This window comes from Actinomarinicola tropica (genome assembly GCF_009650215.1).
Taxonomy (GTDB): domain Bacteria; phylum Actinomycetota; class Acidimicrobiia; order Acidimicrobiales; family SKKL01; genus Actinomarinicola; species Actinomarinicola tropica.
Window position 1 is genome coordinate 353,546 of record NZ_CP045851.1, and the last position, 26,843, is coordinate 380,388.

26 protein-coding genes are annotated in these 26,843 nt (G+C 71.9%); 16 read left to right on the forward strand and 10 right to left on the reverse strand.

Going from position 1 to position 26,843, the window contains the following annotated elements:
- The first annotated feature begins 79 nt into the window (after window positions 1-79).
- The gene (locus GH723_RS01815; protein ID WP_153758046.1) at window positions 80-1,066 is read left to right on the forward strand and encodes a malate dehydrogenase; all 987 of its coding nucleotides are present in this window, start codon (window positions 80-82) and stop codon (window positions 1,064-1,066) included.
- 4 nt (window positions 1,067-1,070) lie between these two features.
- On the opposite strand, the gene GH723_RS01820 is transcribed toward GH723_RS01815, so the two are convergent.
- Entirely contained in the window at window positions 1,071-1,907 is an 837-nt protein-coding gene (locus GH723_RS01820) for a DNA-formamidopyrimidine glycosylase family protein (RefSeq protein WP_153758047.1), read from the reverse strand.
- 16 nt (window positions 1,908-1,923) lie between these two features.
- On the reverse strand, window positions 1,924-2,319 hold the full coding sequence (locus GH723_RS18375; RefSeq protein ID WP_195210459.1) for an SCP2 sterol-binding domain-containing protein: 396 nt from the start codon (window positions 2,317-2,319) through the stop codon (window positions 1,924-1,926).
- A 57-nt stretch (window positions 2,320-2,376) separates the two neighbouring features.
- Here GH723_RS18375 and GH723_RS01830 point away from each other — a divergent pair, with 57 nt between their 5' ends.
- From GH723_RS01830 to nhaA, 3 genes are all read left to right on the forward strand, one after another.
- A complete protein-coding gene (locus GH723_RS01830) occupies window positions 2,377-3,255 on the forward strand; it encodes an oxygenase MpaB family protein (protein ID WP_153758049.1) in 879 nt (292 codons plus the stop codon).
- A complete protein-coding gene (locus GH723_RS01835; protein ID WP_153758050.1) occupies window positions 3,252-3,962 on the forward strand; it encodes a hypothetical protein in 711 nt (236 codons plus the stop codon). Before GH723_RS01830 ends, GH723_RS01835 begins: the two co-directional genes overlap by 4 nt.
- 940 nt (window positions 3,963-4,902) lie before the next feature.
- Window positions 4,903-6,306: a Na+/H+ antiporter NhaA gene (nhaA, locus tag GH723_RS01840; RefSeq protein WP_195210460.1), complete on the forward strand. Its 1,404-nt coding sequence runs from the start codon at window positions 4,903-4,905 to the stop codon at window positions 6,304-6,306.
- Window positions 6,307-6,316: 10 nt separating this feature from the next.
- On the opposite strand, the gene GH723_RS01845 is transcribed toward nhaA, so the two are convergent.
- The 6 genes from GH723_RS01845 to GH723_RS01870 all read right to left on the reverse strand — a co-directional run bounded on the left by GH723_RS01845 (window position 6,317) and on the right by GH723_RS01870 (window position 13,616).
- Entirely contained in the window at window positions 6,317-7,219 is a 903-nt protein-coding gene (locus GH723_RS01845; protein ID WP_153758052.1) for a DUF368 domain-containing protein, read from the reverse strand.
- A gap of 10 nt (window positions 7,220-7,229) precedes the next feature.
- On the reverse strand, window positions 7,230-8,000 hold the full coding sequence (locus GH723_RS01850) for a succinate dehydrogenase/fumarate reductase iron-sulfur subunit (protein ID WP_153758053.1): 771 nt from the start codon (window positions 7,998-8,000) through the stop codon (window positions 7,230-7,232).
- Window positions 8,001-9,944: a fumarate reductase/succinate dehydrogenase flavoprotein subunit gene (locus GH723_RS01855; protein WP_153758054.1), complete on the reverse strand. Its 1,944-nt coding sequence runs from the start codon at window positions 9,942-9,944 to the stop codon at window positions 8,001-8,003.
- Window positions 9,941-10,744 (reverse strand): succinate dehydrogenase cytochrome b subunit, encoded by an 804-nt coding sequence (locus GH723_RS01860; protein WP_153758055.1) that lies wholly within the window; start codon window positions 10,742-10,744, stop codon window positions 9,941-9,943. Before GH723_RS01860 ends, GH723_RS01855 begins: the two co-directional genes overlap by 4 nt.
- An 86-nt stretch (window positions 10,745-10,830) precedes the next feature.
- Window positions 10,831-11,310, reverse strand: coding sequence for a DUF421 domain-containing protein (locus GH723_RS01865; protein WP_153758056.1), 480 nt, complete (start codon window positions 11,308-11,310; stop codon window positions 10,831-10,833).
- A gap of 29 nt (window positions 11,311-11,339) precedes the next feature.
- A complete protein-coding gene (locus tag GH723_RS01870; protein ID WP_195210461.1) occupies window positions 11,340-13,616 on the reverse strand; it encodes a glycoside hydrolase family 2 protein in 2,277 nt (758 codons plus the stop codon).
- A 90-nt stretch (window positions 13,617-13,706) separates the two neighbouring features.
- On the opposite strand from GH723_RS01870, the gene GH723_RS01875 reads away from it, so the two are divergent.
- From GH723_RS01875 to GH723_RS01890, 4 genes are all read left to right on the forward strand, one after another.
- Window positions 13,707-15,110, forward strand: a complete 1,404-nt coding sequence (locus tag GH723_RS01875) for a magnesium chelatase (RefSeq protein ID WP_153758058.1) — start codon at window positions 13,707-13,709, stop codon at window positions 15,108-15,110.
- Window position 15,111: 1 nt separating this feature from the next.
- Window positions 15,112-17,130 carry a vWA domain-containing protein gene (locus GH723_RS01880; RefSeq protein WP_153758059.1) on the forward strand — a complete coding sequence of 673 codons (2,019 nt, stop codon included), beginning with the start codon at window positions 15,112-15,114 and terminating at the stop codon, window positions 17,128-17,130.
- Window positions 17,120-17,938 carry an SGNH/GDSL hydrolase family protein gene (locus GH723_RS01885; RefSeq protein ID WP_229022964.1) on the forward strand — a complete coding sequence of 273 codons (819 nt, stop codon included), beginning with the start codon at window positions 17,120-17,122 and terminating at the stop codon, window positions 17,936-17,938. Before GH723_RS01880 ends, GH723_RS01885 begins: the two co-directional genes overlap by 11 nt.
- 132 nt (window positions 17,939-18,070) lie before the next feature.
- Window positions 18,071-18,361: a WhiB family transcriptional regulator gene (locus tag GH723_RS01890; RefSeq protein WP_153758061.1), complete on the forward strand. Its 291-nt coding sequence runs from the start codon at window positions 18,071-18,073 to the stop codon at window positions 18,359-18,361.
- Here GH723_RS01890 and GH723_RS01895 read toward each other — a convergent pair.
- A complete protein-coding gene (locus GH723_RS01895; protein WP_153758062.1) occupies window positions 18,351-19,163 on the reverse strand; it encodes a glutamate formiminotransferase in 813 nt (270 codons plus the stop codon). The two genes, GH723_RS01890 and GH723_RS01895, sit on opposite strands and share 11 nt — an antisense overlap.
- Window positions 19,164-19,225: 62 nt before the next feature.
- On the opposite strand from GH723_RS01895, the gene GH723_RS18620 reads away from it, so the two are divergent.
- A complete protein-coding gene (locus GH723_RS18620; protein ID WP_153758063.1) occupies window positions 19,226-19,417 on the forward strand; it encodes a Sec-independent protein translocase subunit TatA/TatB in 192 nt (63 codons plus the stop codon).
- 6 nt (window positions 19,418-19,423) lie between these two features.
- Here GH723_RS18620 and GH723_RS01905 read toward each other — a convergent pair whose 3' ends face one another.
- Window positions 19,424-19,687, reverse strand: a complete 264-nt coding sequence (locus GH723_RS01905; RefSeq protein ID WP_324248592.1) for a WhiB family transcriptional regulator — start codon at window positions 19,685-19,687, stop codon at window positions 19,424-19,426.
- A 142-nt stretch (window positions 19,688-19,829) separates the two neighbouring features.
- On the opposite strand from GH723_RS01905, the gene GH723_RS01910 reads away from it, so the two are divergent.
- The 7 genes from GH723_RS01910 to GH723_RS01935 all read left to right on the forward strand — a co-directional run bounded on the left by GH723_RS01910 (window position 19,830) and on the right by GH723_RS01935 (window position 26,757).
- The gene (locus GH723_RS01910) at window positions 19,830-20,099 is read left to right on the forward strand and encodes a hypothetical protein (RefSeq protein ID WP_153758065.1); all 270 of its coding nucleotides are present in this window, start codon (window positions 19,830-19,832) and stop codon (window positions 20,097-20,099) included.
- Between the two features lie 8 nt (window positions 20,100-20,107).
- A complete protein-coding gene (locus GH723_RS01915) occupies window positions 20,108-21,055 on the forward strand; it encodes an ROK family protein (protein WP_195210462.1) in 948 nt (315 codons plus the stop codon).
- A gap of 10 nt (window positions 21,056-21,065) precedes the next feature.
- Window positions 21,066-23,144 carry a polyphosphate kinase 1 gene (gene ppk1, locus GH723_RS01920; protein WP_229022965.1) on the forward strand — a complete coding sequence of 693 codons (2,079 nt, stop codon included), beginning with the start codon at window positions 21,066-21,068 and terminating at the stop codon, window positions 23,142-23,144.
- Entirely contained in the window at window positions 23,141-23,557 is a 417-nt protein-coding gene (locus GH723_RS01925) for an NUDIX hydrolase (protein WP_153758067.1), read from the forward strand. Before ppk1 ends, GH723_RS01925 begins: the two co-directional genes overlap by 4 nt.
- The gene (locus GH723_RS01930) at window positions 23,554-24,732 is read left to right on the forward strand and encodes a M48 family metallopeptidase (protein WP_195210463.1); all 1,179 of its coding nucleotides are present in this window, start codon (window positions 23,554-23,556) and stop codon (window positions 24,730-24,732) included. The genes GH723_RS01925 and GH723_RS01930 overlap by 4 nt, the downstream gene beginning before the upstream one ends.
- A gap of 142 nt (window positions 24,733-24,874) precedes the next feature.
- Entirely contained in the window at window positions 24,875-25,693 is an 819-nt protein-coding gene (locus GH723_RS18380) for a hypothetical protein (RefSeq protein WP_195210464.1), read from the forward strand.
- Complete coding sequence (locus tag GH723_RS01935) at window positions 25,690-26,757, forward strand: substrate-binding domain-containing protein (protein ID WP_195210465.1); 1,068 nt, start codon at window positions 25,690-25,692, stop codon at window positions 26,755-26,757. The genes GH723_RS18380 and GH723_RS01935 overlap by 4 nt, the downstream gene beginning before the upstream one ends.
- The last annotated feature ends 86 nt before the right edge of the window (window positions 26,758-26,843 follow it).

A 26,843-nucleotide genomic window follows, 5' to 3' on the forward strand; every position in this document is an offset into this window, starting at 1 on the left:
GCCAACGGATTTCCGAGGGCGGCGGATCGCTCCGTTAGATTCGGCGGGTACCTCCCACCCCGCCTCGAGGAGTCGATCGATGAAGGATCCCGTTCGCGTCGCCGTCACCGGAGCCGCCGGCCAGATCGGCTACAGCCTGCTGTTCCGCATCGCGAGCGGCCAGATGCTCGGCGAGGACCAGCCCGTCGCCCTCCAGCTCCTCGAGATCACGCCGGCGCTCGACGCGCTGAAGGGCGTCGCGATGGAGCTCGAGGACTGCGCCTTCCCGCTGCTCACCGAGATCGTGCAGACCGACGATCCCGAGGTCGCGTTCGGTGACGTGAACTACGCGCTGCTCGTCGGCTCACGCCCCCGGTCGAAGGGCATGGAGCGCAAGGACCTCCTCGAGGCCAACGGCGCGATCTTCACGGTGCAGGGCCGCGCCCTGTCGTCGAGCGCGGCGTCGGACGTCAAGGTGCTCGTCGTCGGCAACCCTGCGAACACCAACGCGCTCATCGCCATGAGCAACGCCCCCGACGTCCCGAACGACCGCTTCACGGCGATGACCCGGCTCGACCACAACCGGGCCAAGGCCCAGCTGGCCCAGAAGACGGGGACCTCCGTCAACGACGTCACCAAGATGACGATCTGGGGCAACCACTCGGCGACCCAGTACCCCGACATCTTCCACGCCGAGGTCGGGGGCCGGAGCGCCGCCGAGCTGGTGAACGACCAGGGTTGGCTCGAGAGCGAGTTCATCCCGACCGTGCAGCAGCGGGGTGCGGCGATCATCGAGGCCCGTGGCCTGTCGAGCGCGGCGTCGGCTGCGAACGCGGCGATCGACCACATGCGCGACTGGGCGCTCGGCACCCCCGACGGCGACTGGGTCTCGATGGCCATCCCGTCGGACGGCTCCTACGGCGTGCCCGAGGGGATCATCTCGTCGTTCCCGGTCACCTGCTCGGGGGGCGAGTACTCGATCGTCCAGGGCCTCGAGATCGACGAGTTCTCCCAGGGTCGCATCGACGCCACCGTGGCCGAGCTCCAGGAGGAGCGCGACACCGTCGCCGAGCTCGGTCTGGTCTGAGCCCCTACTTGAGGAACTTGCTCGTCGTGTTGTCGGCGAGGACCTTGCCGCCGGTCTGGCACGTCGGGCAGTAGGCCACGGTGTAGGCCCGGTACTCGACGGCGCGGATCGCGTCGTCGCAGACCGGGCACGGCTGGCCGACCCGGTTGTGCACGGCGCCGGGACGGTCCGCTGACTTCACCATCTCGCTCTGGGCTCGCTCGAACTCGAGCGACTCGGCGATCAGCGCGCCCAGGGCGGCGTGGAGCCGGTCGACCTCGTCGCCGTCGAGCTTCGACGTGGTCGCGAACGGGGACAGCTGGGCGCGGTGGAGGACCTCGTTGGCGAGGCGGCGACCGACGCCGGCGAGCTGCTGCTGGTCGCGCAGGAAGCCGTGGACGCGCATCGAGGTGGCGGCGAGCCGGGTCGCGAGGTCGTCGCGGGTGATCGTGTCGGCCTCGGGGCCGAGGTCGGCGAGCGGCTCCTGGACGAGCGGGTCGCCGTCGAGGACCCAGACGCCGGCCTTGCGCTCGGTGCCGGGCTCGGTGAGCAGCAGGGCACCGCCGTCCTCGAACCGCCAGCGGGCGATGCCGCCCCGCGGCTTGGCGGACTGCTTGGGGTCGGGCTTCAGGCGGCCGCCCTGCATCGGGTGGACGACGAACGTGAGCGGGGCGAAGCGGAGGAGGAGGAGCTTGCCCCGCCGGCCGACCTCCTGGAGCGGTCGGCCGACCGCGTCCTTCGGATCCGGGGCGTAGGTGCGCAGGACCGTGAACGACAACGGCTCGAAGCGTGAGAGGACGGCGTCGGCGAAGCTGTCGGTCAGCCGTTCGGCGTGGGCCTGGACCTCGGGGAGCTCGGGCATCGTCGTGCGGCTCCGCTCACCAGTCGGTGCGCTCGCGCACGACCGCGAACACGTCGGAGATCCCCGACAGGGCGGCGTGGTGGGTGAGCAGCACGTCGACCCGGCCGCCGAGGCGGAGGTGGCCCGACATGAACGCGGCCTGGGCGCCGAGCGTGCCCTGGCTGATCTGTCGCGCCGTGGCCTCGGTCTGGGTGAACGTCACCGTCGGCTCGTCGGCGTGTCCCGGGTGGGCTCGGCAGGCGCCGGCGCCGAGGCGCAGGTGGAACGCGGCCCGCTCGTCGCCCGCGTCGTCGGTGACGACGTGCTGGACGACGAGCTCCTCCCCGGATCCGAGCACGTCGGTGAGCTCGGGGGCGGCCTGCGCCGCGGCGTCGAGCTCGGCGACCCACGCGGGGGAGAGGAACGTGACCACGCCGGCATCGTAGGGGCCGAGGCCCTCGATCCGTGCTGCCGCCGTAGCCTTGGTGGCATGTCGACCCCGCTGGACGAGCCGCTGGCCGAGGTGCAGCGGCGGTTGGCGGGTGCGGTGCGGTCGATGGTGTCGGGCTCGCGGCGACCGCCGCCTCCCGTGGCGAGGGCCGCATCCGACGATCCCGGGCTGTTCGGCCCCGACTCGGCGGCGTGGCGCGTGCACGGCGATGTGGCGATGTTCGTCGGCGGGCTGCGGGCGCTGCTCCTGCAGACGTTGCACCCGTTGGCGATGGCTGGCGTGGCCGAGCACTCCGACTACAAGAGCGACCCGTGGGGGCGCCTGCACCGCACGGCCGAGTTCATCGGCGTGACGACGTTCGGCGGCACCGACGAGGCCGAGGCGGTGATCCGACGGGTGCGTCGCATCCACGAGCGGGTGCAGGGCGTGGCGCCGGACGGTCGCCCCTACTCGGCGACCGATCCCCATCTGGTCGCGTGGGTGCACGTCACCGAGGTCGACAGCTTCCTGCGGGCCAAGCAGCGCTACGGGACCGATCCGCTCGATGCGGTCGCTGCCGACCGGTACGTGGCGGAGATGGCGCAGGTGGCCGAGCGCCTCGGGGCCGAGGCGGTGCCGAGGAGCGTCGCCGAGATGAGGCTGTGGCTGCGGTCGGTGCGGCCGGAGCTGTCGGCAGGGTCTCAGGCGCGAGACGCCGTGCGCTTCCTCCTGCTGCCGCCGGTGCCGCTGCTCGCTCGCGGACCGTACGGGGTGATCGCCGCGGCCGCCGTCGGGTTGCTGCCGGCATGGGCGCGACGGATGCTGTGGCTGCCGAGCCCGCCGCTGTCCGACCCGCTGGTCGTCCGTCCGGCGGCCAAGGTGCTGCTCGGAGGTCTCGACTGGGCGCTGCGCGCCGACCGGCCGGTCCACCCGGGGTGAGCGGCGGGTTGGTCGAGGCGGACGAGCTGGCGCACCCCCCGGGGGCGTCGTCGGCGTGGTCCGAGACGTGGGAGCTCCGGTTGGTGGACCCCGGCCGTGGCATCGGGCTGGTCGTGGCGGTGGTGCGCCGGCCGGCGGAGCGCCAGGTCTCGTACCTGGCGTCGGTGCTCGGCGCCGCCGACGGCGTCGTGACGGTGCACGAGCACGACATCGATGAGCCCCGGGGCGGGGGTCTGGAGCTGAGGGCCTCGGGCATCTGGGCCGACCACGTGTGCGAGACCCCCTTCAGCCACTGGTCCGTGGGGCTCGAGGCGTTCGGGCTCGTGCTGGACGAGCCGGAGGACGCGGTGACGTCCGGGCGGGGTCGGGCCGTCCCCATCGGGTGGGACCTGGAGTGGGAGGACGACGGTGGGGTGGAGCCGATCGGCGGTGCGGACGACGGGTACCTCGCGCACGGGCGGGCGCACGGGGAGCTGTTGTTGGACGACGACACCGTCGAGCTCGACGGGATCGGCGGCCGGCTGCACAGGTGGGGTACCGGGCCGCGGTTGCCCGGCTGGACGTCGCGACCCGTGCGGTCGGCCGGGACCAGGCCCGTCGAGGGGGTCCGGAGGGCGGTGGCCGACGACGGTGTCGGGGCGATCGTCGAGTGGTGGCTCGAAGCCGGGAGCGACGGGGTCGTGATGGCCTCCCGGTCGCGGGGCTGAGAACGGGTCCTCGTCGAGTGGCGGGTCGGTGAGGGGCGGCGCGCCGTGGCGCCCCCGGCGGGGCCGGAACCCAGGGTGCACGGCGTAGACGCCGCGCCGCACGCGCCGCGCACGGCCCTGTTCGTGCTCGTAGGCGAGGGCGTCGGCGAGCGTCCGCACGGGGGTGGGGCTGGCGATGACGTAGCCGTAGCGGTGGAGCAGGTCGTGGAGGTCGCGGAGCTGCTGGGGGCCGTGGCGTCGGAGCAGGGCGAGGCAGGTCGATCGCAGGTCGCGCCCGGCGAGAGGACGGGCGTCGGCAGGGGCGGGCGAGAGCGCCGGTTGGTCGAACGCCGGTGGCCGTCGGCCCTTCCGCCATGGTTGGACGGGCCAGATCTGGTCCCGGAGGTCGTCGAGCTCCGCCAGCAGCTCGAGGCGTTCGCCGGTGAGCTCGCCGAGCTCGGACTCCAGCTCGTCCACGCGGTTGATGGCGGCCGCGCGCCGACTGACGAGGCGTTCCTTGCGGGTCGGCGCGAGCCGAGCGGTGTGGCGCAGCGGCGCCAGGACACGGGCGTGGAGCGTGCGGTGGGGCTCACGCACAGGCGGTGTCGGCGGCGGGGGTGGGGCGTCGTGCATCGGTGCCTCCGGGTCTCGGTGCGGGTGAGGACGTCGCCGGACGTCGAGCACGGACCCGGGGCGGTCCGCCGATGGGTCGATGATGCCGAGGGGGAGTGACACCGAGCCTCCCGGCGCGCCGATTCCGTCTCCGCCTCCCGCCCGCCCCGGCCCACACCTCCGACTACCTCGACCGCCTGCCCGCCCGTGCCATCTCAGGGTCGAATCGACATCGATTCGACCCCAAGCGGGTGGTGGTGGTGTGGGGGTGGGGGAGGCTCGGTGGCGGCGCGTCGACGGGGACCGCGGAGATTGGGCCGCCGCCGCTCGGAGCGGCAGACTACCGGCCGTGCCCGACCCGACCCTCCACGAGCCGCCGCTCCCCCGCACCTGGAGCGAGTCCGATCGCCTCGTCCCCCGAGCGGTCGTCCGCCCCCTCCGGCGCTTCGCCTCGACCGAAGCCGCCGGTGGCGTGGTCATGCTCGCCATGGCCATCGCCGCCCTCGCCTGGGCCAACTCACCCGCAGGCGAGTCCTACACCGAGGTCTGGGGCACCGCCCTCACCGTCCACCTGGGGGACCTCGCGCACATTGACCTCAGCCTCCGGGGCTGGATCAACGACCTCGCCATGGCGTTCTTCTTCTTCGTCGTGGCCCTGGAGATCAAGCGGGAGCTCGTCCGCGGCGAGCTGCGCGACCCCCGGGCCGCCGCGCTCCCGGCGATCGCCGCCCTCGGTGGCATGGTCGTCCCCGCGGCGATCTACGCCCTCTTCAACAGCGGCGGTGCCGGCGCCGACGGGTGGGGCATCCCCATGGCGACCGACATCGCCTTCGCCATCGGCGTCCTCTCCCTGGTCGGGCGCCGGGTCCCGTCCTCGCTCATCATCTTCCTCTTGACCCTTGCCATCGTCGACGACCTCGGCGCCATCGTCGTCATCGCGGTCTTCTACACGTCGGACATGTCGCTCGGCTGGCTGGCGCTCGGCGTGGCCTCGATCGTCGTCGCGCTGGGCCTCAAGCGCGTCGACGTCCGGTCCCTCGTCCCGTACGCGCTCCTCGCCGCCTTCTGCTGGTTCGCGCTCCACGAGTCCGGGGTCCACGCCACGCTCGCCGGCGTCGCGTTCGGCCTCCTCACACCGAGCCTGCCGTTCATCGAGCGACCCCTGTTCGGCCTGCAGGCCCGCGCCCTCGTCGACCGGGCCGAGGAGATGATCGAGGCCGAGGACCTGAGCAGCGGGGAGGACGAGCACGGAGAGGAGGCCGACGCCCTCAACCAGCTCATCGTCCTGGCCGAGGAGACCCAGCCCCCGCTCGACCGCCTGGAGCACCGCCTGGTCCCCTGGACCACCTTCGCCATCGTCCCCGTGTTCGCCCTGGCCAACGCCGGGGTCCAGCTCAGCTGGGACGACCTCGTCGGGGCGTTCACCGAGCCGGTCACCCTCGGCGTCATGCTCGGTCTCGTCCTCGGCAAGGCCGTCGGCATCTTCACCTTCGCCCTCGTCGCCATCCGGCTCGGCATCGGCAAGCACCCCGTCGGCGCCTCGTGGCCCCAGCTGTTCGGCGTCGCCATGCTCGGCGGCATCGGCTTCACCGTCGCCCTCTTCGTGACCGAGCTGGCCTTCGAGCCGGGAGCGGTCGCCGACCAGGCCAAGGTGGGCATCCTCGCCGCCTCCGCGATCGCCGGCATCGCCGGCTACACGTTCCTCCGGGTGGTCGGCCGGGCCCACGACCACGACCACCACACGCACAGCTGAGCCGGCGTCCTCAGGTCGGGGAGTGCGCCTCCTCGACGTCGTCGAGGGCGTCGCGCCGTCCGGCGATGATGCTCAACCCGACGACGACGGCGGCACCGAGCGCCATCAGACCCACGACGGCGAGCACCTCGCCCTGAGGCCCGGTCATCGTCGTCGACTCCGTGCCGTCCGGCCACGGCCACAGCACCCGCAGCGAGCCGAGCAGCAGCCCCACCATCGCCGCCATCACCGTGTCGTGGTGGTGGCCGAGGGCCCAGTGCAGACCGGTGGAGAACAGCGCCAGACCGAGCACGCACCCCACCGCGAACACCGCGAGCGGCAGCACGTCGCGGTCGGTGACGAGGCCGAGCACGTTGTCGTACATGCCGAGCATCAGCAGCAGGAACGAGCCCGAGATGCCCGGAAGGATCATGGCGCAGATCGCGATCGCGCCGGCGACGAAGTAGAGGGCGACCGACGGGTCGTCGACGGGGCCCGACTTCAGGCCGAGCACGAAGAACGCCACGACCGCCGTGGCCAGCGTGACGGCGAGGCGAGCGGCATCGGGCGACCCCACCATCCGCCAGGCGAGCACCACCGACCCGGCGACCAGCCCGAAGAACAACCCGGACATCCGCACGGGCTGCTCCTCGAGGAGGTGCTCGATCGTGTGGGCGAGCACGAGCAGCGCCGTGAGCACGCCCACGCCCAGGGGCACGAGCCACCCCCACTCCACGTGGCTCAGCTTGCGGATCGTCTCGCTCGCCCGTCCCTTGGCGCCCGACGCGAGCGCCGAGGCGCCGCCCCGCACGTTGGCGATCAGTCGCTCGTAGATGCCGACGACGAGCGCGATCGTCCCCCCGGACACGCCGGGCACGATGTCGGCCGATCCCATGAGGAAGCCGCGGAGGAACTGCAGGAGGGTCTGAGGCACCCCGAGGACGCTACCGCTGCCCCAGCAACCGCCGGTTCTGCATCTTCGAGCGGACGTAGTCGCGGTTCATGTAGGCGATGAAGTCGATCGAGATCTCCTTCGGGCACGCCTCCTCGCACTCACCGTAGTTCGTGCAGGAGCCGAAGAACTCCTCCATCTTCTCGACCATGTTCTCGGTGCGCGACCAGCGCTCGGCCTGGCCCTGCGGGAGCTGGTTGAGGTGCTGGATCTTCGCCGCCGTGAACAGCTGCGCCGCGCTGTTCGGGCACGCCGCCACGCAGGCGCCGCACTGGATGCACGCCGCGGCGTCCATGGCCGAGTCGAGGGCCGGCTTCGGGATCGGGATCATGTTGGCGTCCGGGGCCGAGCCGGTGTTCACCGAGATGTAGCCGCCGGCGGCGATGATCTCGTCGAGCGCCGTGCGGTCGACCATGAGGTCCCGCAGCACCGGGAAGCCCGCGGCACGCCACGGCTCGAGCACGATCGTGTCGCCGTCGCGGTAGTGGCGCATGTGCAGCTGGCAGGTCGCGGTGCCCTTCTGGGGACCGTGCGCCTTGCCGTCGATCATGATCCCGCACGACCCGCAGATGCCCTCACGGCAGTCGTGGTCGAACTCGATGGGGAGCTTGCCCTGGTCGATGAGGCGCTCGTTGACGGCGTCGAGCATCTCGAGGAACGACATGTCGGCGCTGATGCCCGGCGCGTCGTAGGTCTCGAAGCGACCGGCGTCGTTCGGTCCGTCCTGTCGCCAGACCTTGAGGGTGAGGTTGAGCGTCTCCACTTACTTGTAGCTCCTCTGGGTCAGCGCGACGTTCTCGAACTCGAGCGGCTCCTTGTGGAGCTGCTGGGGGCTGTCGGGTCCCTGCCACTCCCAGGCGCCGACGTAGGCGAAGTTCTCGTCGTCGCGCTGAGCCTCGCCCTCCTCGGTCTGGTGCTCGGCCCGGAAGTGGCCGCCGCAGGACTCCTCCCGGTGCAGCGCGTCGCGGGCCATCAGCTGGGCGAGCTCGAAGAAGTCGGCCACCCGGCCCACCTTCTCGAGCGACTGGTTCGGCGACTCGCCGTCGCCGAGGACCCTCACGTCCTTCTCGAACTCGGCCTGCAGCGCGGGGATCTCCGAGATGGCCTTCTCGAGGCCGGCAGCCGTGCGCTCCATCCCGATGTTGTCCCACACGATCTTGCCGAGCTCGCGGTGGTAGTGGTCGACCGACTTCGTGCCCTGCACCGACAGCCACCGGCGGGTGCGCTCGGCGACCTCGCGCTCGGCGTCGACGAACACGGGGTCGTCGGTCGGCACCGGCTGGGTGCCGAGCAGGTTCGACAGGTAGTTGCCGATCGTGGCCGGGATGACGAAGTAACCGTCGGCCAGGCCCTGCATGAGGGCCGAGGCGCCGAGGCGGTTGGCGCCGTGGTCGGAGAAGTTGGCCTCGCCGAGGGCGTAGAGGCCGGGGACCGTGGTCATCAGGTCGTAGTCCACCCACAGGCCGCCCATCGTGTAGTGGGTGGCGGGGTAGATGCGCATCGGCACCTTGTAGGGGTTCTCCGCCGTGATGCGCTCGTACATGTCGAACAGGTTCCCGTAGCGCTCACGGATGACGTCCTCGCCGAGCCGGTTGATGGCGTCGGAGAAGTCGAGGTACACGCCGTTCTTCAGCGGCCCCACGCCGCGCCCCTGGTCGACGACCGTCTTGGCGTTGCGGGACGCCACGTCGCGCGGCACCAGGTTGCCGAACGCCGGGTACTTGCGCTCGAGGTAGTAGTCCCGCTCGGACTCGGGGATCTGGTCCGGCGGCCGGGTCTCGTCGGCCGACACCGGCACCCAGATGCGCCCGTCGTTGCGGAGCGACTCCGACATGAGGGTGAGCTTCGACTGGAACTCGTCGCTCGCCGGGATGCAGGTCGGGTGTATCTGCGTGTAGCAGGGGTTGGCGAAGAACGCGCCCTTGCGGTGGGCCCGCCAGGCGGCGGTCACGTTGGACGCCATGGCGTTGGTCGACAGGTAGTAGGCGTTCGAGTAGCCACCGGTGGCGATCAGCACGGCATGCGCGGAGTGCGAGGTGACCTCGCCGGTGGTCAGGTCCCGCACGACGATGCCGGCGGCCACGCCGTCCTTGATGACGACCTCGAGCATCTCGCTGCGGGTGTGCAGCTCGACGGTGCCCGCGGCGACCTGGCGCATCATCGCCGAGTAGGCGCCGAGCAGCAGCTGCTGGCCGGTCTGGCCACGGGCGTAGAACGTGCGGGACACCTGGGCGCCGCCGAAGGAGCGGTTGTCGAGCAGGCCGCCGTAGTCGCGGGCGAAGGGGACGCCCTGGGCGACGCACTGGTCGATTATGTTGACGCTGACCTCGGCGAGGCGGTGCACGTTGGCCTCGCGGGAGCGGTAGTCGCCGCCCTTCACCGTGTCGTAGAAGAGGCGGTACACCGAGTCGCCGTCGTTCTGGTAGTTCTTCGCCGCGTTGATGCCGCCCTGGGCGGCGATCGAGTGCGCCCGGCGGGGCGACTCGTGGAAGGTGAAGGCCTTCACGTTGTACCCGAGCTCGCCGAGCGTGGCGGCGGCCGAGGCGCCGGCGAGGCCGGTGCCGACGACGATGATCTGGTACTTCCGCTTGTTGGCGGGGTTGACGAGCTTGGAGCCGAACTTGTGGTTCGTCCACTTCTCGCCGATGGAGCCCGCGGGGATCTTGGAGTCGAGCCGGGGGCTGGCGTCGATGGGCGTGGCGGTCATCGGAGGGCCTCCTCGTGGACCTCGTCGGCGTAGGGCGTCGTGCGGTTGTCCTGGTCGACGAGCCCGGCCTGCACGGCGATCGGGAACGACACGTTGCCGACCACGACGATGGCGGCGAACGCCACGGCGAACGGCCGCCGGATCGGGTTCAGCTTGGGGTTGTTGGCGCCCAGGCTCTGGAACATGCTCCATGCCCCGTGGAAGATGTGGAGGCCGAGGGCGAGGTTGGCGACCACGTAGAAGGCGGCGACGAGCGGACGCTCGAAGCTGGCGACGACGTTGTTGTACGGGTCGTGGCTGATGAACTCGCCGTTCACCGGCTCGGCGCCGATCGTCAGGTCGAGCAGGTGCCAGACGATGAACAGCAGGACGATGATCCCGGACCAGCGCATCGTGCGGCCGGCGAAGTCGGCGGCGATGTAGTCGCGGTCGCCCTGGTAGCCGACGGGGCGTGCGGCCCGGTTCATCATCGTCAGGCTGTAGGCGGAGTGGAGGTGCAGCACGAAGGCGACGAGGAGCCCGGCGCGCATGATCCAGAGCATCCAGCCCTCGGGGAGCGCCGGGTACAGGAGGTGGCGCAGCCAGTCGGCGTAGGCGTTCATGTCCTCGGGCCCGAAGTACAGCTTCAGGTTGCCGATCATGTGGGCCAGCACGTAGCCGAGCAGGGCGATGCCGGTGAGGGCCATCACCCACTTCTTGCCGACCGCGGTCTGGTAGAGGTTGAGCGGGAACGGCAGCTGCCGCTTCGGCCGCCTGGCGATGGGGCGCACCTTGGTCGCCCGCTCGTTCGCTTGCTGCATCGGTGCTCGCGCCTCCGGCAGGGGTGTGGGTGTGACCGAAACCTACCCCTGGGCCCGTCGAGCGGTCGAAAAGCGGAGATGCCGCGTCACTCGTCGGTGCGCACGGAGATGCCGCCGTCCGGTTCGAGGACCACGACCATGAGTCCGGAGAGGTCGTGGTGCCCCTTCTCCCGGAGGCGGCTGCGCAGCTCACCTTCGCTGAGCTGGGAGGTGAACAGGCCGGTCGGGAGTGTCGCCCTGCCGTCGTCCACGACGGTCTCGGGTTCGAACTCGAGCAGCCGCCGGGCCAGAGCGGAGCGGCGGCGGACGAAGGCCACGCCGACCTGGAGGGCGAGAAGCGTGAGCAGCGCCGTCGTGCCCTGCACGTAGCTCGGATCCGGCGCGAGGGCCGTCGAGGCGAGCAGCGTGCCGAACGAGATGGTGATGACGGCGTCGAACGCCGACAGCTGCGCGACCGTGCGCCGCCCTGCGATGCGCACCGTCACGAGGAGCGTGGCGTACATGGCGACCGTGCTGGCTGCGACCCAGCCGATCGTGCTCCAGCTCGACCCGAACCACTCGCTCATCCGGCGGCCCTACCCGGCGGACAGGCGTCTCAGCGCACGTACTCGTTGGTGGCGATGACGTCGCCGTCGCTGCCGGTGACCGTGAGGCGCAGGGTGGTGCCGTCGCCGGCCGGGCCGGACGGGACGTCGATGGTGCCGATGCGGCTGCACTCGTCGGCGGGCAGGCGTCCGATCCAGCGGTGCGTCACCGGGTCGGCGCCGTCGCGGTGGAGCTCGGCGGTGACCTCGACGTCGACGAGGGTGACGCGCAGGTCGCTCACCACGTGGACGTCCACGTTCGTCGACGCGTGACGGCCTCGTCGGCGGCCATCGGCGATCGGGAGCGGGTCGGCCACCACGATGACCGGACGGCACGCGTCGCGGAGGGCGGCGTGGCCGAGCTTCGGTCGACGCTCGTGGTCGAGCACGGAGTGGCTGATCGCCGGATGGCCGTCGGCGAGCAGGAACTGGGCGAACCCGCCGGTCGGGCGGTACTTGAGGCGCCGCAGGGTCTCGACCTGGCGACGCAGGAGCTCGGCCTGGTGGCGCTGCGTCGCCACGCGCCAGTCGGCGAAGGTGTCGTGGTCGGCGGGATCGGCGATCCGGTCGAGGAGGTCCTTGCGGAGGCCGTGGCGCGCGGCCAGCTCGTCCCAGTCGAGGTCGGGCCAGCGGTGGGGTTCGCAGAAGTCCGCCCGAGTGGGCACCGCCTGCGCCCCGAGCTCGCTGACGAACCGGACGAGGCGGGGCCACAGGCGAGCGGCCCGGGCCAGGTCGCCGATCTGTCCGTAGGCCCACCCGAACCACAGGTGGGAGTCGGTGCCGTCGAGCTGCGGGAAGTGGGGGAGGACGCCGCTGTGGGCGATGACGGGTCGGGTGCCGTCGACGGAGCGCAGGGTGCGGCGGATCGACCGGTCGAGGATCGACCGGTTCCAGCTGGGGAGCACCTGCCCGAGGCGCCGACGTCGCCGTTCGGCGACCGCCGTGGCGTCGTCGTCGCCGGTCCCGGACGCGACGGTGCCGACGCCGAGGGGCTCGTTGTGCCCGCACCAGATGGCGACCGAGGGGTGGTGGGCGAGGAGGTCGACGGCCTCCCGGGCCTGGCGGACGGCCTGGTGGCGGACGCTGCGGGCGTAGGCCCACTGGAGGGGGAGGTCCTGCCAGACGAGCATGCCCGCCTCGTCGGCGGCGGCGTAGAGCTCGGGGCGGGCGACGTGCGAGTGGACCCGGATGAGGTCGAGGCCGAGGTCCTTGGCGGCGGCGACGTCGGCGCGGACCTGCTCGGGGGTTGCCGCGGCGAGGTCCTGGCGGGTGGGGCCGAGGTTCGTGCCCTTGAGGAAGAGGCGCTGGCCGTTGACCGACAGGATCCAGTCGGACATCTCGATGCGGCGGAGACCGGTCCTGATCCGGCGGTGGTCGCTCGGCGCGGCGTCGCCGGTGAGGGAGTTCGCGTCGACGGGCTCGTCCGGCTCGGCGTCGGGCTCGTCGGGATCGCCGCCGGGCACGACGTCGACGTCGACGTCGTAGAGCGGCTGCGCGCCGAGGGCGTGGGGCCACCAGAGATCGGGGTCGTCGACCTCGACGGTCCACTCGACCCGGTTCTCGCCGGCGGCCAGCACGTGGACGGCGTGGTGGGAGCAGGCCGGGTCGGAGGCGTCGTCGGCTTCGTGGGGTCGGACGGTCGTCCGCAGGGTCGCGGTGCCGGGCTCCTGGGCGTCGATGACGGCGCGCAGGGCGAGCACGGCCCGCGACGGCGACGCCTCGGTGCACCGGACGCGGAAGTGGCGGATGCGGAGGGGGCCGCTCCGCTCGACGCGGACCCCACGCCAGATGCCGCCGGGGTTCCAGCTGGGGTCGAGCCACGTCGAGTGCTGCAGCGATCCGGTGAGGTTGCGCTTGGCGGTGCGGTCGGATGCGGGCGAGCACGTGACCTCGACGGCGAGGACGTGGTCGTCGCCGTCGGCGAGCAGGTCGGTCACGTCGAAGCCGTGGGGGAAGAAGTAGCCCTCGGTGTCGCCGACGTAGTGGCCGTCGAGCCACACGTCGCCCTGGTAGGCGACCCCGTCGAGCACCAGCCACCACCGGTCCTGCCCCGTCGGCGTCGATTCGACGTCGATTCGACCCCGAGCGGGCAGCGAGAAGCGGCGGCGGGTGAGGAGGGGACCGTCGGTGCGGGCGAACGCCGGGTTCGACCGCCAGTGCGACGGGACGCGCAGGTCGGACCACCCCGCCGCCGACGAGTCGTCGGCGTCGAGGTCGGCGAACGTCCGCCGTCGCTCCTCGTCGGCGACGACGGCCCGCCACGTCCCGGACAGGTCGACCGATTGCACCGGCGGCACGCTACCCCCCGGGGTCCCGACGCCAACCGTGGCCCTCGCGCGCCCTGTCGATCCTCGGCGGGCGGCGGTAGCGTCGGTCACATGTCGCGACCTGTCACCCTCGGCCAGCTCCGCGAGTCGGGCTGGGAGTCCATCCCCGTCAAGGAGGAGGTGCGTCGCAACGCCGTCGCCCGCATCGCCGCCGGCGAACCGCTGTTCCCCGCCGTCCTCGGCTACGAGGACACCGTCCTCCCGCAGCTCGAGAACGCCCTGCTGGCGGGGCACGACGTCATCTTCCTCGGCGAGCGCGGCCAGGCGAAGACCCGCATGATCCGCGCCCTCACCGGGCTGCTCGACGAGTGGCTGCCGATCATCGAGGGCTCCGAGATCAACGACGACCCGTACAACCCGATCTCCAAGCACGCCCGGGACCTCGTCGACGACCTGGGCGACGACACGCCGATCGACTGGGTCCACCGCGACCAGCGCTACGGCGAGAAGCTCGCCACGCCCGACACGTCGATCGCCGACCTGATCGGCGAGGTCGACCCCATCAAGGTCGCCGAGGGCCGCTACCTCTCCGACGAGCTCACCCTCCACTACGGGCTCGTGCCCCGCACGAACCGCGGTATCTTCGCCATCAACGAGCTGCCCGACCTCGCCGAGCGCATCCAGGTCGGCCTGCTCAACGTGCTCGAGGAGCGCGACGTCCAGATCCGGGGCTACAAGATCCGCCTGCCCCTCGACGTGATGCTCTTCGCCTCGGCCAACCCCGAGGACTACACGAACCGCGGCCGCCTCATCACGCCGCTGAAGGACCGCTTCGGCGCCCAGATCCGCACCCACTACCCGCTCGAGGTCGCCACCGAGGTCGAGATCGCGGCCCAGGAGGCGCGACCGCTCGAAGCACCGGGGGTCGAGGTCCACGTCCCCGAGTACATGGCCGAGATCGTCGCCACGCTCAGCCACCTGGCCCGCCAGAGCCCGCACATCAACCAGCGCTCCGGCGTGTCGGTGCGCCTCACCGTCGCCAACCTCGAGACCCTCGTCGCCAACGCCGCCCGCCGGGCGCTCCGCCAGGGCGAGACCGAGGTCGTCCCGAGGGTGAGCGACCTCGACGCCCTCGCCAGCTCCACCTCCGGCAAGGTCGAGATCGAGACGCTCGAAGACGGCCGCGACGGCCAGATCGTCGAGCACCTCCTCCGGGCTGCCGTCCTCACCGTCTTCAAGGACCGGGTGTCGCCCGAGCACTTCCGCGCCGTGCTCGAGGGGTTCGAGGCCGGCACCGTCGTCGACGCCGGCGAGGACGTGTCGGCCACCGACTACGTCGGCCTGCTCAACGCCATGCCCTCGCTGGCCGATCCGGTGCGCGAGCTGGTCGGCGAGGGCGCGTCGCCGGCCCGGGTGGCGAGCGCGGTCGAGCTCGTCCTCGAGGGGCTCCACCTCTCGAAGCGCCTGAACAAGGACGCGGTCGGCAGCCGCGCCACCTACCGGGGACGGGCCTGAGGTGACGGGCGGCTCGCAGTTCCGCTACTCCCGCTGGGACGGCACCCAGACGGGGTTCGAGCTCAACGCGTTCGACGTGCTCGAGGAGATCACCGACGACCTCCTCTACCACGGCGACCTCAACGCCGCCCTCCGCCGCATGATGCAGTCCGGCTTCACCGACCAGAACGGCGAGCGCCTCCAGGGCGTCCGCGAGATGCTCGAGAAGCTGCGCCGGCGCCGCAAGGACCAGCTCGACCGCTACGACCTCGGTGGCGTCTACGACGACATCGCCCAGGAGCTCCGCGACGTCGTCGACACCGAGCGGGAGGCGCTCGACCAGCTGGCCCAGGAGGCGCGCGACTCCGGCGACGCCCGCCGCCAGGAGATCACCGAGCAGTCGGTGATGGAGAAGCAGATGGGCCTCGACATGCTGCCGCCGGACCTCGCCGGCCAGGTCCGCGAGCTCCAGGAGTACGACTTCACCTCCGCCGAGGCCCAGCAGCGTTTCGAGGAGCTCCTCGACCAGCTCCGCCAGCAGCTGATGCAGCAGTACGTCGACCAGATGGCCGGCGCCATGCAGAACCTCACGCCCGAGGACATGGCGCGCATGAAGGACATGATGGCCGAGCTCAACCAGATGCTCGAGCAGCGCGAGCGGGGTGAGGAGCCCGACTTCGAGGGGTTCATGGACCGCTTCGGCGACTTCTTCCCCGAGAACCCCCAGACCCTCGACGAGCTCCTCGAGGTCATGGCCGAGCGCATGGCCAACATGCAGGCGATGCTCAACTCGATGACCCCGGAGCAGCGCGCCCAGCTGCAGGGCCTCTCCGAGCAGCTGCTCGAGGACATGGACCTCGCGTTCCAGGCCAACCAGCTGGCCGCCAACCTCCAGTCGGCGTTCCCGAACATGGGCTGGAACCGCAGCTTCGACTTCCGCGGCCAGGACCCGCTCGGCTTCGCCGAGGCGGCCGAGATGATGCAGGAGCTCGGCGACATCGATCAGCTCGAGAACCTCCTGCGGGGGGCCACGAACCCGGGCGCCCTCGCCGAGGTCGACATCGATCGGGCCCGCGAGCTGCTCGGCGACGATGCCGCGAAGAGCCTCGACCGCATGGCCGAGCTCGCCAAGATGCTCGAGGACGCCGGGCTCATCGAGAACAAGGAGGGGCGCTTCGAGCTCACGCCTCGTGCCATCCGTCGCCTCGGACAGAACGCGCTCAACGACCTGTTCAAGAAGCTGGCCCAGGACAAGATGGGTCGCCACCAGCTCGAGCGCACCGGCATCGGCCACGAGCGGGAGTACGACACCAAGCCCTACGAGTTCGGCGACCCGTTCAACCTGCACATCGAGCGCACCGTCCGCAACGCCGTGCAGCGCACGGGCGGCGGCACCCCGGTCCGGCTGCTGCCGGAGGACTTCGAGGTCGAGCGCACCGAGCAGCTCACCCGGTCGTCCACCGTGTTGATGCTCGACCTCTCGCTGTCGATGCCGATGCGGGACAACTTCCTGCCCGCCAAGAAGGTCGCGATGGCGCTCCACTCGCTCATCACGAGCCAGTTCCCCCGCGACTTCATGGGCATCGTCGGGTTCTCCGAGGTCGCACGGGAGCTGACGCCCGAGCAGCTGCCCGAGGTGTCGTGGGACTTCGTCTACGGCACGAACATGCAGCACGGCTTCGCGCTGTCCCGCCGGATGCTCGCCCGCCAGAGCGGCACGAAGCAGATCATCATGATCACCGACGGCGAGCCGACCGCCCACATCCTCCCGAACGGCGAGCCGTTCTTCAGCTACCCGCCGGTGAAGGAGACCGTCGACGCGACGCTGCAGGAGGTGGCGCGCTGCACCCGCGAGGGCATCCGCATCAACACCTTCATGCTCGACGCCAACAGCTACCTGCAGCACTTCATCGAGCGGCTCACCGAGATGAACCGCGGCCGTGCGTTCTTCACGACCCCCGAGACGCTCGGCGACTACGTGCTCGTCGACTTCATCGAGCAGAAGCGCCAGATGATGCGAGGTCGTGCCCGTGGCGCCTGAGGCGCCGCGGCGGGTAGGGCATCGGCTGCTGCTCCTGCTCCTCGCGGTCGCGCTGGTGGCGGCGGCGTGCGGCGGCGCGGACGCCGGCCCGAACGCCGCGTCCACGACGAGCACCACCGACGCGCCGGCCACCACCGACACGGTGGCGTCGTCGACCACCTCCGAGTCGACGACCTCGACCACCGAGGCCACGACGACCACCTCGGCGCCGGAGGAGGTCGACTCCGGCCTACCCCTCCTGCCGACGACGACGACCGCGCCGCCGAACCCGCCGGTCGACCCGCCGCTGCCGCCGCCGGTCCCGGGACCTCCGCCGGGGCGCAACAGCGTGTTCGTGCTCGGCGACTCGGTCTTCCTCGGCACCACGTCGTCGATCCCCTCCGCGCTGCCCGAGTGGCTCGTCACCTACGACGCGGTGGGGAGCCGCCGGCTGGCCCAGGGGATCGACGTGCTCGCGATGCGTCGCGGCGAGATCGGCGAGGCCGTCGTCGTCCACCTCGGCAACAACTACATCGAGGGGGAGCGGGGCGACTACGCCAGCCAGATCGACGAGGCGATGACCGTGCTGGCCGATGTGCCGCGCGTGGTGTGGGTGACGGTGTCGGAGGTGTCGGACTCCCGCCGGCAGATCAACGTCGCCATCCGGGACGCCGCGGCGCGCTGGCCGAACATGCGCGTCGCCGACTGGGCGCCGGTGATCGCCGCCGAGCCCGGCCTGGCGTGGGACGGCATGCACCTCACCCCCGAGGGCCGGCGGCGGATCGCCGAGCTCATCGCCCAGACGCTGGGACCGGTCGTCGCGCCCTGAGCGGTGGCCCGCATGGGCCGAACGGCCCACCGCGGCCTGCAGGGGTTGCGCTTTCCGCCGGCAGGGTCCATGATCACACCATTGTAATTACGTCTGTGGTATGGGCGTCCGACACCGGAGGAGGGTCGACACATGCGAGAGCACACTGTCGACGAACCGGACGACAAGGGTTGGCAGGACTACGCGAACTGCTTGGGGGTCGACCCCGACCTGTTCTTCCCTGAGCGCGGCGCGTCCACCCGCGAGGCCAAGGAGGTGTGCCGAGGCTGCGTCGTCCGCATGGACTGCCTCGAGTACGCCCTCACCAACGGTGAGAAGTTCGGCATCTGGGGCGGCATGAGCGAGCGGGAGCGTCGTCGCATCCGTCGCCAGCGGGCCCTCGCCCGCAACGCCGGCCTCGAGGTCAAGCCGGTCACCGCCTAGAGCGGTCCGTCCACGGCCAGCCCGCACGATCGAGGCGCGCCTCGATCGTGCGGTCCTCGGCCAGATCCAGCTCCGCCCACCGGTGCCGGGGTTCGGCGAGGAGCACCCGTCGCGGCACCAGGCCGACGAGCTCGGCGCCGGCGACCGGCACCCGCGCGGCGACGGCGTCGTAGGCCACGCCCGGCCCGATGTCGTCGGGTGCGACGAGGTTCATCGACACCTGGACCCGGTCGCCCACCTGCAACCCGAGCGAACGCAGGCCCGGTCGGCGGATCTCGCGGGCGATCCGCCGGGCCAGGGACAGGTCGGGCTCGACCAGCCACACGTTGTAGGCGACGAGGATCGGTCGGGCCCCGACGGCGGTGGCGCCGGCGGTGGGGTGGGGGGTGTCGGGGCCGTGGTCGGGGAGGAGGCCGGCGAACGCCGCGCGACGCACGTCGGGCAGGGTGCGCTCGGGGCCGTAGAGCAAGCAGGGCACGGCCAGCTCCGTCGCCGACCAGCGGGCGTAGTCGTCCCGGGCGGCGAGGGCATCGGCGGACGGCGTGCGCCCGAGGGCGACGAAGGGCACCACGTCGACCGCGCCGATGCGGGGGTGGACCCCGTCGTGGCGGGTCAGGTCGATGCGTCCGACGGCCACCCGGGCCACCGCGCGCACCGCGTCGACGCCGGCGAGGGTGAGGACGCTGCGGTGGTGGTGGGGATCGCGGTGCAGGTCGAGGAGGGCGTCGCCGGCGCTGTCGGCCAGGGCGTCGAGCGTCGCCGCGTCGCGCCCCTCGCTCACGTTGACGACGCACTCGATCATGCGCTCAGCCTGGCAGGCGGGGCGACCGGACCGGGGCGTGCCGCGCCGGTAGGCTGGACGACGTGAACCTCGGTCCCGGTGAGCTCGGCATCATCCTCGTCATCGTCCTCGTCCTCTTCGGCGGCGCCAAGCTGCCGAAGCTCGCCCGGTCGCTCGGCCAGGCGCAGAAGGAGTTCCGCCAGGGGATGTCCGAGGGGTACACCGACGAGGAGCAGGGCCAGCAGCAGGGCCCGTCCTCGCCGCCGCAGGCCTAGGGTCGCTCAGCGGGCGCTGGTCGCGGCCTCCGCCGCCAGCCGGCGGCTGCGCAGGATGCGGCGCCGCTCACGCTCCGAGGTGCCGCCCCACACACCGTGGTCGATGCGGTTGGCCAGGGCGTACTCCCGGCACGGCTCCTTCACCGGGCACTCGGCGCAGATGCGCTTGGCGATCTCGACGCCCACGCCGTCGCTCGGGAAGAACAGGGACGGCGGCTGATCGTTGCACCGCCCCCGGGCCATCCAGTTCTCGTCCGTCTCGTGTCGCATGTGAGATCGACCTCCGATCGCCATGTATACGAGCGGTGCAGGCGGAAAGTTCCGTGAGGCAGGTAAGAACTCGGTGAGCAGGGCAGCCGACGCCGTGCTGGGTAGGCTGTCGGGCCAGCCGTCACCGAAGGTAGGAGTCCCGATGTCCGAGCAGACCGCCGAGGAGTACGAGCCGCCGCGGGGTGGTGTGGTCGTCGTCTACCTCGGCCCCGTCGCTCCCCACTGGGAGGTCCGGGGCGAGTTCGGCGAGGAGCGGGTCATCAACGACTTCCGCACCCGGGTCATGGCCCGGCTGCTGCTCCTGCCGCCGCACGACCCGCAGTTCCGCCGCAACCGCGAGCGCGTGGCGCGCGACGCCGAGCGCGAGAACCTCACCCTGCGCTGGGACCTCGGTCTGCCCGAGGAGGACTGAGGCCCGTCGTGGCCCCGCCGCCCACCGTCGGCGTCGACCTGGGCGGCACGAAGATCTACGCCGTCGCGCTCGCCGACGGCGAGGTGGTGGCCACCGCCAAGCGCTCGACCCCCCGCACCGGCGGGCCGAGCGCCGTGCTCGAGCGCGTCGCCGAGGCGGTCGAGCGGCTCGGGCTCGACGGGCCGCCCCACCGCATCGGCATCGGAGGGCCCGGACCGTCCCGCGCCGGCCGCACCACGCTCGGTCCCGCGCCGAACCTCGCCGGGTGGGACGACGCGGTCGACCTTGCGCCGCCGCTGCGCGAGCGGTTCGGCGAGGACCTGGTCGTCGTCGTCGACAACGACGTGAACGCCGCGGCCCGGGCCGAGGCGGCGCTCGGCGCCGGCGCGGGCGCGCCCGACCTGCTCACGGTGTTCGTCGGCACCGGCGTCGGCGGAGGACTGGTGCTCGACGGCCGGGTGCGCACGGGCGCCCACGGAATGGCGGGCGAGATCGGGCACCTCCTCGTCGTCCCCGACGGGGAGCCGTGCGGGTGCGGCGGGCGCGGGCACGTCGAGGCCTACGCCGGCCGGGCGGGCATGGAGCGCATCGCTCGTCGTCGCCACGACGCCGGTGAGCCCACCGCCCTCGTCGACCTGGCGGGTGAGGGCCGAATGAGGTCCAGCATCTGGGCCGAGGCGTTAGCGTCCGGGGATGCGATGGCTGCGGAGCTGGTGGAGAGCGCGGCGTCGCACGTCGGGACGGCCCTCGCCCAGGTCGCCCTCGTCGTCGACGTCGGGCTCGTCGCCGTCGGTGGCGGCCTCGCCGAGCGGCTCGGTGCCTCGTTCCTCGGCGCCGTCGAGCAGCGCGTCCACGACCTCCTCCCCTGGGACTCCGACCTCCACGTCGTCCCGACCCGGCTCGGCGACCCCGCCGGCGCGATCGGCGCCGCCCTCCTCGCCGCCGAGCAGCCGTAGCATCGAGCCGGTGGAGACCGAGCTCGAGACCACCGGGGGGCCGCGGCTGTTCAACCGGGAGCTGTCCTGGCTGGACTTCAACGCCCGCGTGCTCGAGCTGGCCGAGGACGAGTCCACGCCGCTGCTCGAACGGGCGAAGTTCCTCGCGATCTTCAGCGGCAACCTCGACGAGTTCTTCCAGGTGCGCATCGCCGGCCTGAAGGACCAGGTCGCCGCCGGGATCACGCGACGCACGCCTGACGGCCGCACCCCGGCGCAGCAGCTGATCGAGATCCGCGACGCGCTGGAGCCGCTCCTCGAACGCCAGGAGCAGGCGTTCCTCGAGTCGCTCGTGCCCGCCCTCGCCGCCGAGGGGATCGTGTACTCCGACGTCGCCGACCTCGACGACGAGGACCGCAAGTTCCTCGACGAGGAGTTCGACTCGCGCATCTTCCCGGTGCTCACCCCGCTGGCGGTCGACCCGGGGCACCCGTTCCCGTACATCTCGGACCTCTCGCTCAACCTCGCGGTCGTGGTCCGCAACCCCGACACCGGCGACATCCGCTTCGCCCGGGTGAAGGTGCCGAGCCTGCTGCCCCGCTTCGTGGTCCTGCCCGATGGCGAGCGCTTCGTGCCCCTCGAACAGGTCATCGGGACCCACCTCGGGCGCCTCTTCCCCGGCATGGAGATCGACGAGCAGGTGGCGTTCCGGGTGACCCGCAACGCCGACCTCACGCTCGAGGACGAGGAGGCCGACGACCTGCTGGCTGCTGTCGAGGTCGAGCTGCGTCGCCGCCGGTTCGGGCGGGCGGTGCGCCTGGAGATCGACGCGCGGATGTCGCCGGAGATCCGCGACCTGCTCGTGCGCGAGCTGGAGGTCGAGGAGGAGGACGTCTACGTCCATCGGGGGCCGTTGGGGCTCGGGGGGCTGTTCGCCCTCGTCGAGCTCGACCGGCCGGAGCTGAAGGACCCCGTGTGGTCTCCGATCACCCAGCTGCGTCTCGCCGAGGTCGACGACGAACCGGTCGACATGTTCGCCGAGCTGCGCCGGGGCGACATCCTCGTCCACCACCCGTACTCCTCGTTCGCCACGTCGGTGGAGGAGTTCATCCGCCAGGCGTCGGTCGACCCGCAGGTCCTGGCGATCAAGCTGACGCTGTACCGCACGTCGGGGGACAGCTCGATCATCGAGTCGCTGATCCGTGCGGCCGAGGGCGGCAAGCAGGTGGCGGCGCTGGTCGAGCTGAAGGCCCGCTTCGACGAGCAGGCCAACATCGAGTGGGCGCGCCGGCTGGAGAAGGCTGGGGTGCACGTGGCCTACGGGTTCGTCGACCTGAAGATCCACACCAAGACCGCGCTGGTGGTGCGCGAGGAGGGCGACCGGATCCACCGCTACGTCCACATCGGCACCGGCAACTACAACCCGAAGACGGCGAAGCTGTACGAGGACCTCGGGCTGCTGTCGGCGGACGACGTCCTCGGCTCCGACCTGTCGCAGCTGTTCAACTTCCTCACCGGGTACTCCCGCGAGGTGCCCTACCAGCGCCTGCTCGTCGCGCCGCATTGGCTGCGGGACAGCATCGTCGAGCTCGTCCGCAACGAGGTCGCGGCCGGTCCCGAGCAGGGCCGCATCACGATGAAGATGAACAGCCTGGTCGATGCCCGGCTCATCGAGGAGCTGTACGCGGCGTCGGCGGCCGGGATCCCCGTCGACCTGATCGTGCGGGGGATCTGCTGCCTGCGCCCGGGCGTGCCCGGGATGTCGGAGACGATCCGGGTGCGGTCGATCGTCGGGCGCTACCTCGAGCACTCCCGGATCTACCGCTTCGCGAACGGCGCCGGACCGGGGCGGGCCGCCTACTACATCGGCTCGGCCGACCTCATGCCCCGCAACCTCGATCGTCGGGTCGAGGCGCTGGTGTCGGTGCTCGACCCGGCGCTGCAGGACCGGTTGCAGCAGGTGCTCGACGTCAACCTGGCGGACGACCAGCACGCGTGGGTGCTCGAGCCGTCTGGGCGGTGGGTGCGGCGGAAGGGACCCGAGGGCGTCTCCACGCACGAGCGGCTTCAGGAGCTGGCCCTGGTCCGGGCCGGCCGCCGGGCGGAGTGAGCGGCGGGACGCTCGTCCGGGCGGCGGGCGCCGTCGTCTGGCGGCGATCGTCGGGCGGCGGCGAGGTCGAGGTGCTGCTGGTGCACCGGCCCCGGCACGAGGACTGGTCGTTGCCGAAGGGGAAGCTCGATCCCGGCGAGTCGTGGGAGGACGCGGCCTGCCGGGAGATCGAGGAGGAGACCGGGGTGGTGGGCGCTCTCGGCCGGGAGCTGTGCGGCGCGGCGTACACCGTGGCCGAGGGGCCGAAGCTGGTGCGCTACTGGCTGATGTCGGTCGTGTCCGACCGGTCGGCCGAACGGCGTCCCGACGACGAGGTCGACGAGGCGCGCTGGTGCGTGCTCGACGAGGCGCGGTCGTTGCTCGACCACGACCTGGACCGGGTCGTGCTGCGGTCTGCGAGCCTGGCGTGGTGACGAGCGAGCTGTCGACGTGGCGCCGGGTGCCGAACGACCCGGCCGAGTGGTTCTCCGACGAGGAGCTGGACCGGTCGCGCGCCTGCCAGCGCCCCTTGACCCGGCTGCGGTTGGTGCGTGCCGCCTGCGGGCTCGTCGGCATCGCCCTCGTCATCGGGCTGGAGCTGCCCCAGTCGCTCGTCGATGCCGTCGGCGTGTCGAACTGGGTGGCGCAGCTGCTCGTCGTCGTCGTGCTCCTCGAGGTGGTGGCGCTGGTGTACAACCCGGCGCTCGACTGGTGGGTCGATCTGGTCCACGACCGCCGGTGGGGGTTGTCCACCCAGACGCCGGGCGGGTTCGTCGCCGATCAGGTGAAGAGCCTCCTGCTCGGGGTCGTGGTGAACCTGGCGCTCCTGGTGCCGCTCTACGCGGTGATCCGTGGCACCGACCTGTGGTGGCTGTGGGGGTGGCTGCTGCTCGTCGGGTTCAGCGTGGGGCTCGGCTTCCTCTATCCGGTCGTCATCGCCCCGATCTTCAACCGCTTCGAGCCGCTGGAGGACGAGATCCTGGCGGGGCGGATCCAGGAGATCGCCGAGCGGGCGGGCGTCGACATCGAGGGCGCCTTCGTGGCCGACGAGAGCCGCCGCTCGACGCGTGACAACGCGTACGTGGCCGGCCTCGGCGCCACGCGGCGGGTCGTGCTCTACGACACGATCCTCGAGCACCCGCCGGCGGTGGTCGCGCAGGTGGTGGCCCACGAGGTCGGGCACTGGCGGCTCGGCCACCTCCGGAAGCAGATCCCGCTGGCGGCGGTGTTGGCGTTGGTGCTGATGCTGGGGCTGCGGCTGCTGTCGGAGTGGGAGGGGCTGTGGTCGGCGATCTCGGTGGACGGGTTGGGCGACCCGGCGTCGCTGCCGGTGCTGCTGCTCGCCGTGCAGGTCGGGTTCGGGACGATGGGGCTGGCGATGAGCTACGTCTCCCGGGCCTTCGAGCGGCAGGCGGACGTCGAGGCGCTCGAGCTGCTCGGTGAGCCGGAGCTGATGCACGACATGTTGCGGCGGCTGCACGTGAAGAACCTGTCGGACCTCGATCCGAGCCGGTGGAAGCGGGCGCAGGCGACGCACCCTCCCGCCGCCGAGCGCATGGCGCTGGTGCGCGAGTGGCGGCGCGCCCACCACCCCACCCCCTCCACCTGACCCCACCCACCCACCGCGCATACGCGCCGAATCGCCGCCGATTCGGCGCGTATGCGCGGTGGGTGAGTGTCACAGGGGGTGGGGAGACTGGGGCATCGGCGCGGGGAGCGCCCTCAGCTCATCGAGCCACGAGGTGCCGCAGATGCCCTGGCCGCCCGACCCCGACCTCCGCCACCCGACGCCCGACGACCCACCGCCGCCATGGGTCCACGGCGCCCCGCCCGACGACGCGAGCGAGGCCGCTCGCCGGTCCACAGCCGACCCCAGCCACCGGGGTCGCCGTCCGCCGCGACCCGACAGCGCCCGCCGCACCGGCCCGATGCGCCGACAGGCCGGGCTCACCCGCCCGCAGCGCGTCGTCCTGCACGTGCGACGGGACGCCGTCCTCCACGAGATCCGCCGGCTCGACGACGAGCTGCAGGAGCTGACCCGCCGGCGCATCGACCTGCTGGAGCGGGCCCGAGCCCTGCGTGACGACCTCTGGCCCATCGTCCCCGGCGTGATGGGGCGGCGCCCGCCGGCCGTCGACGAGGATCCCCTCGCCCCGGTCGCCGCCGATGCCCAGCTGCTGTGGGGCCCGGCCCTCCGCGCCGTCGCCCTCGACCTGCTCCGCGCACACGGACCCCTGCGGTTGGACGACCTGCACGACCTCCTCCACCGGCTTGGGTACGCCGTCGACAGCACGACCCCGGTCAAGACCCTCGCGGACGCGCTCGGGTACGAGGCCGACGCCGGCCGCGCCGTGCGCGTCAGTCGGGGCACCTACGCCGCCGCCGGCCCTCCGCCTGAGCCCCGCCCGCGCCGCCCCGCCACCGCCCCGCCGTGGGCGGCGGCGAGAGTTGCCCCTCCGTTCACCTCCCGTTCGCCCGAGCCGGGGTCGCGCGCAACCCGCCCTCCGTACGGTCCCCCTGTCATCGCAGAGATGCACGTAGGACCGACGCCCAAGGAGGGCATCCCTTGAGTCACAGCAAGAGCCGCATCACGTGGCTGATCGCCCTGTTCGCCGTCTTCACCCTGGTCGCCGCCGCCTGCGGCGACGACGACGGCGACGACACCTCGAACGGCGGCGCCGGCGAGGAGACCGGCGGCGGGGACGCCGGCGGCGAGGAGGCGGGCGGCGACCTCTCCGGGTCCGTCGTCGTCTCCGGCTCGTCGACCGTCGAGCCCATCTCGGTCGCCGTGGCCGAGAAGTTCAACGGCGAGAACCCTGACGTCGACATCCCGGTGGACGGCCCCGGCACCGGCGACGGCTTCGAGCTGTTCTGCCAGGGCGAGACCGCCATCAACGACGCGTCGTCGAAGGTGAAGGACGCCCAGATCGAGCAGTGCGAGGAGAACGGCATCGAGTTCATCGAGCTCTGGATCGGCAACGACGGCCTCTCGATCATGACCAACGAGGCCAACGACGCGCTCAGCTGCGTCAGCCTCGAGGACATCTACGCCCTCGTCGGACCCGAGTCCCAGGGCTTCGACAACTGGAGCGACGCCCAGGACCTCGCCACCGAGCTCGGCTCGGACACCGAGCTCCCCGATGCCCCCCTCGACGTCACCGGCCCCGGCGAGGAGTCCGGCACGTTCGCCAGCTTCGTCGAGATCGTCATCGAGGAGTTCAACGAGGACCGCGGCCAGGACGCCACGACCCGACCCGACTACCAGAGCTCGGCCGACGACAACGTCATCATCCAGGGCATCCAGGGCAGCGACACCAGCTTCGGCTGGGTCGGGTTCGCCTTCGCCCGGGAGGCCCAGGGCGTGAAGATCCTCGAGGTCGACGGCGGCGACGGCTGCGTCGCCCCGACCGACGAGACGGTCGCCGACGGCAGCTACCCGATCGCCCGCCCGCTGTTCATCTACGTCAACGCCCAGATGGCCGAGGAGAACCCCGCCCTCGCAGCCTTCGTCGACTACTACCTCTCCGACGAGGGCATCGCCTCGGTCGGTGAGGTCGGCTACGTGCCCCTCGCCGACGAGGACCTCGAGGCCACCCGGTCCCTCTGGGAAGCCCGCACCACGGGCGCCCAGTAGCGCCACGCTCCCGTAGCGGTGGACGGGACGCCACGACTGTTGGCGTCCCGTTCACCTCTCGTTCACCTCCGGCGGGGTGGCGCGCA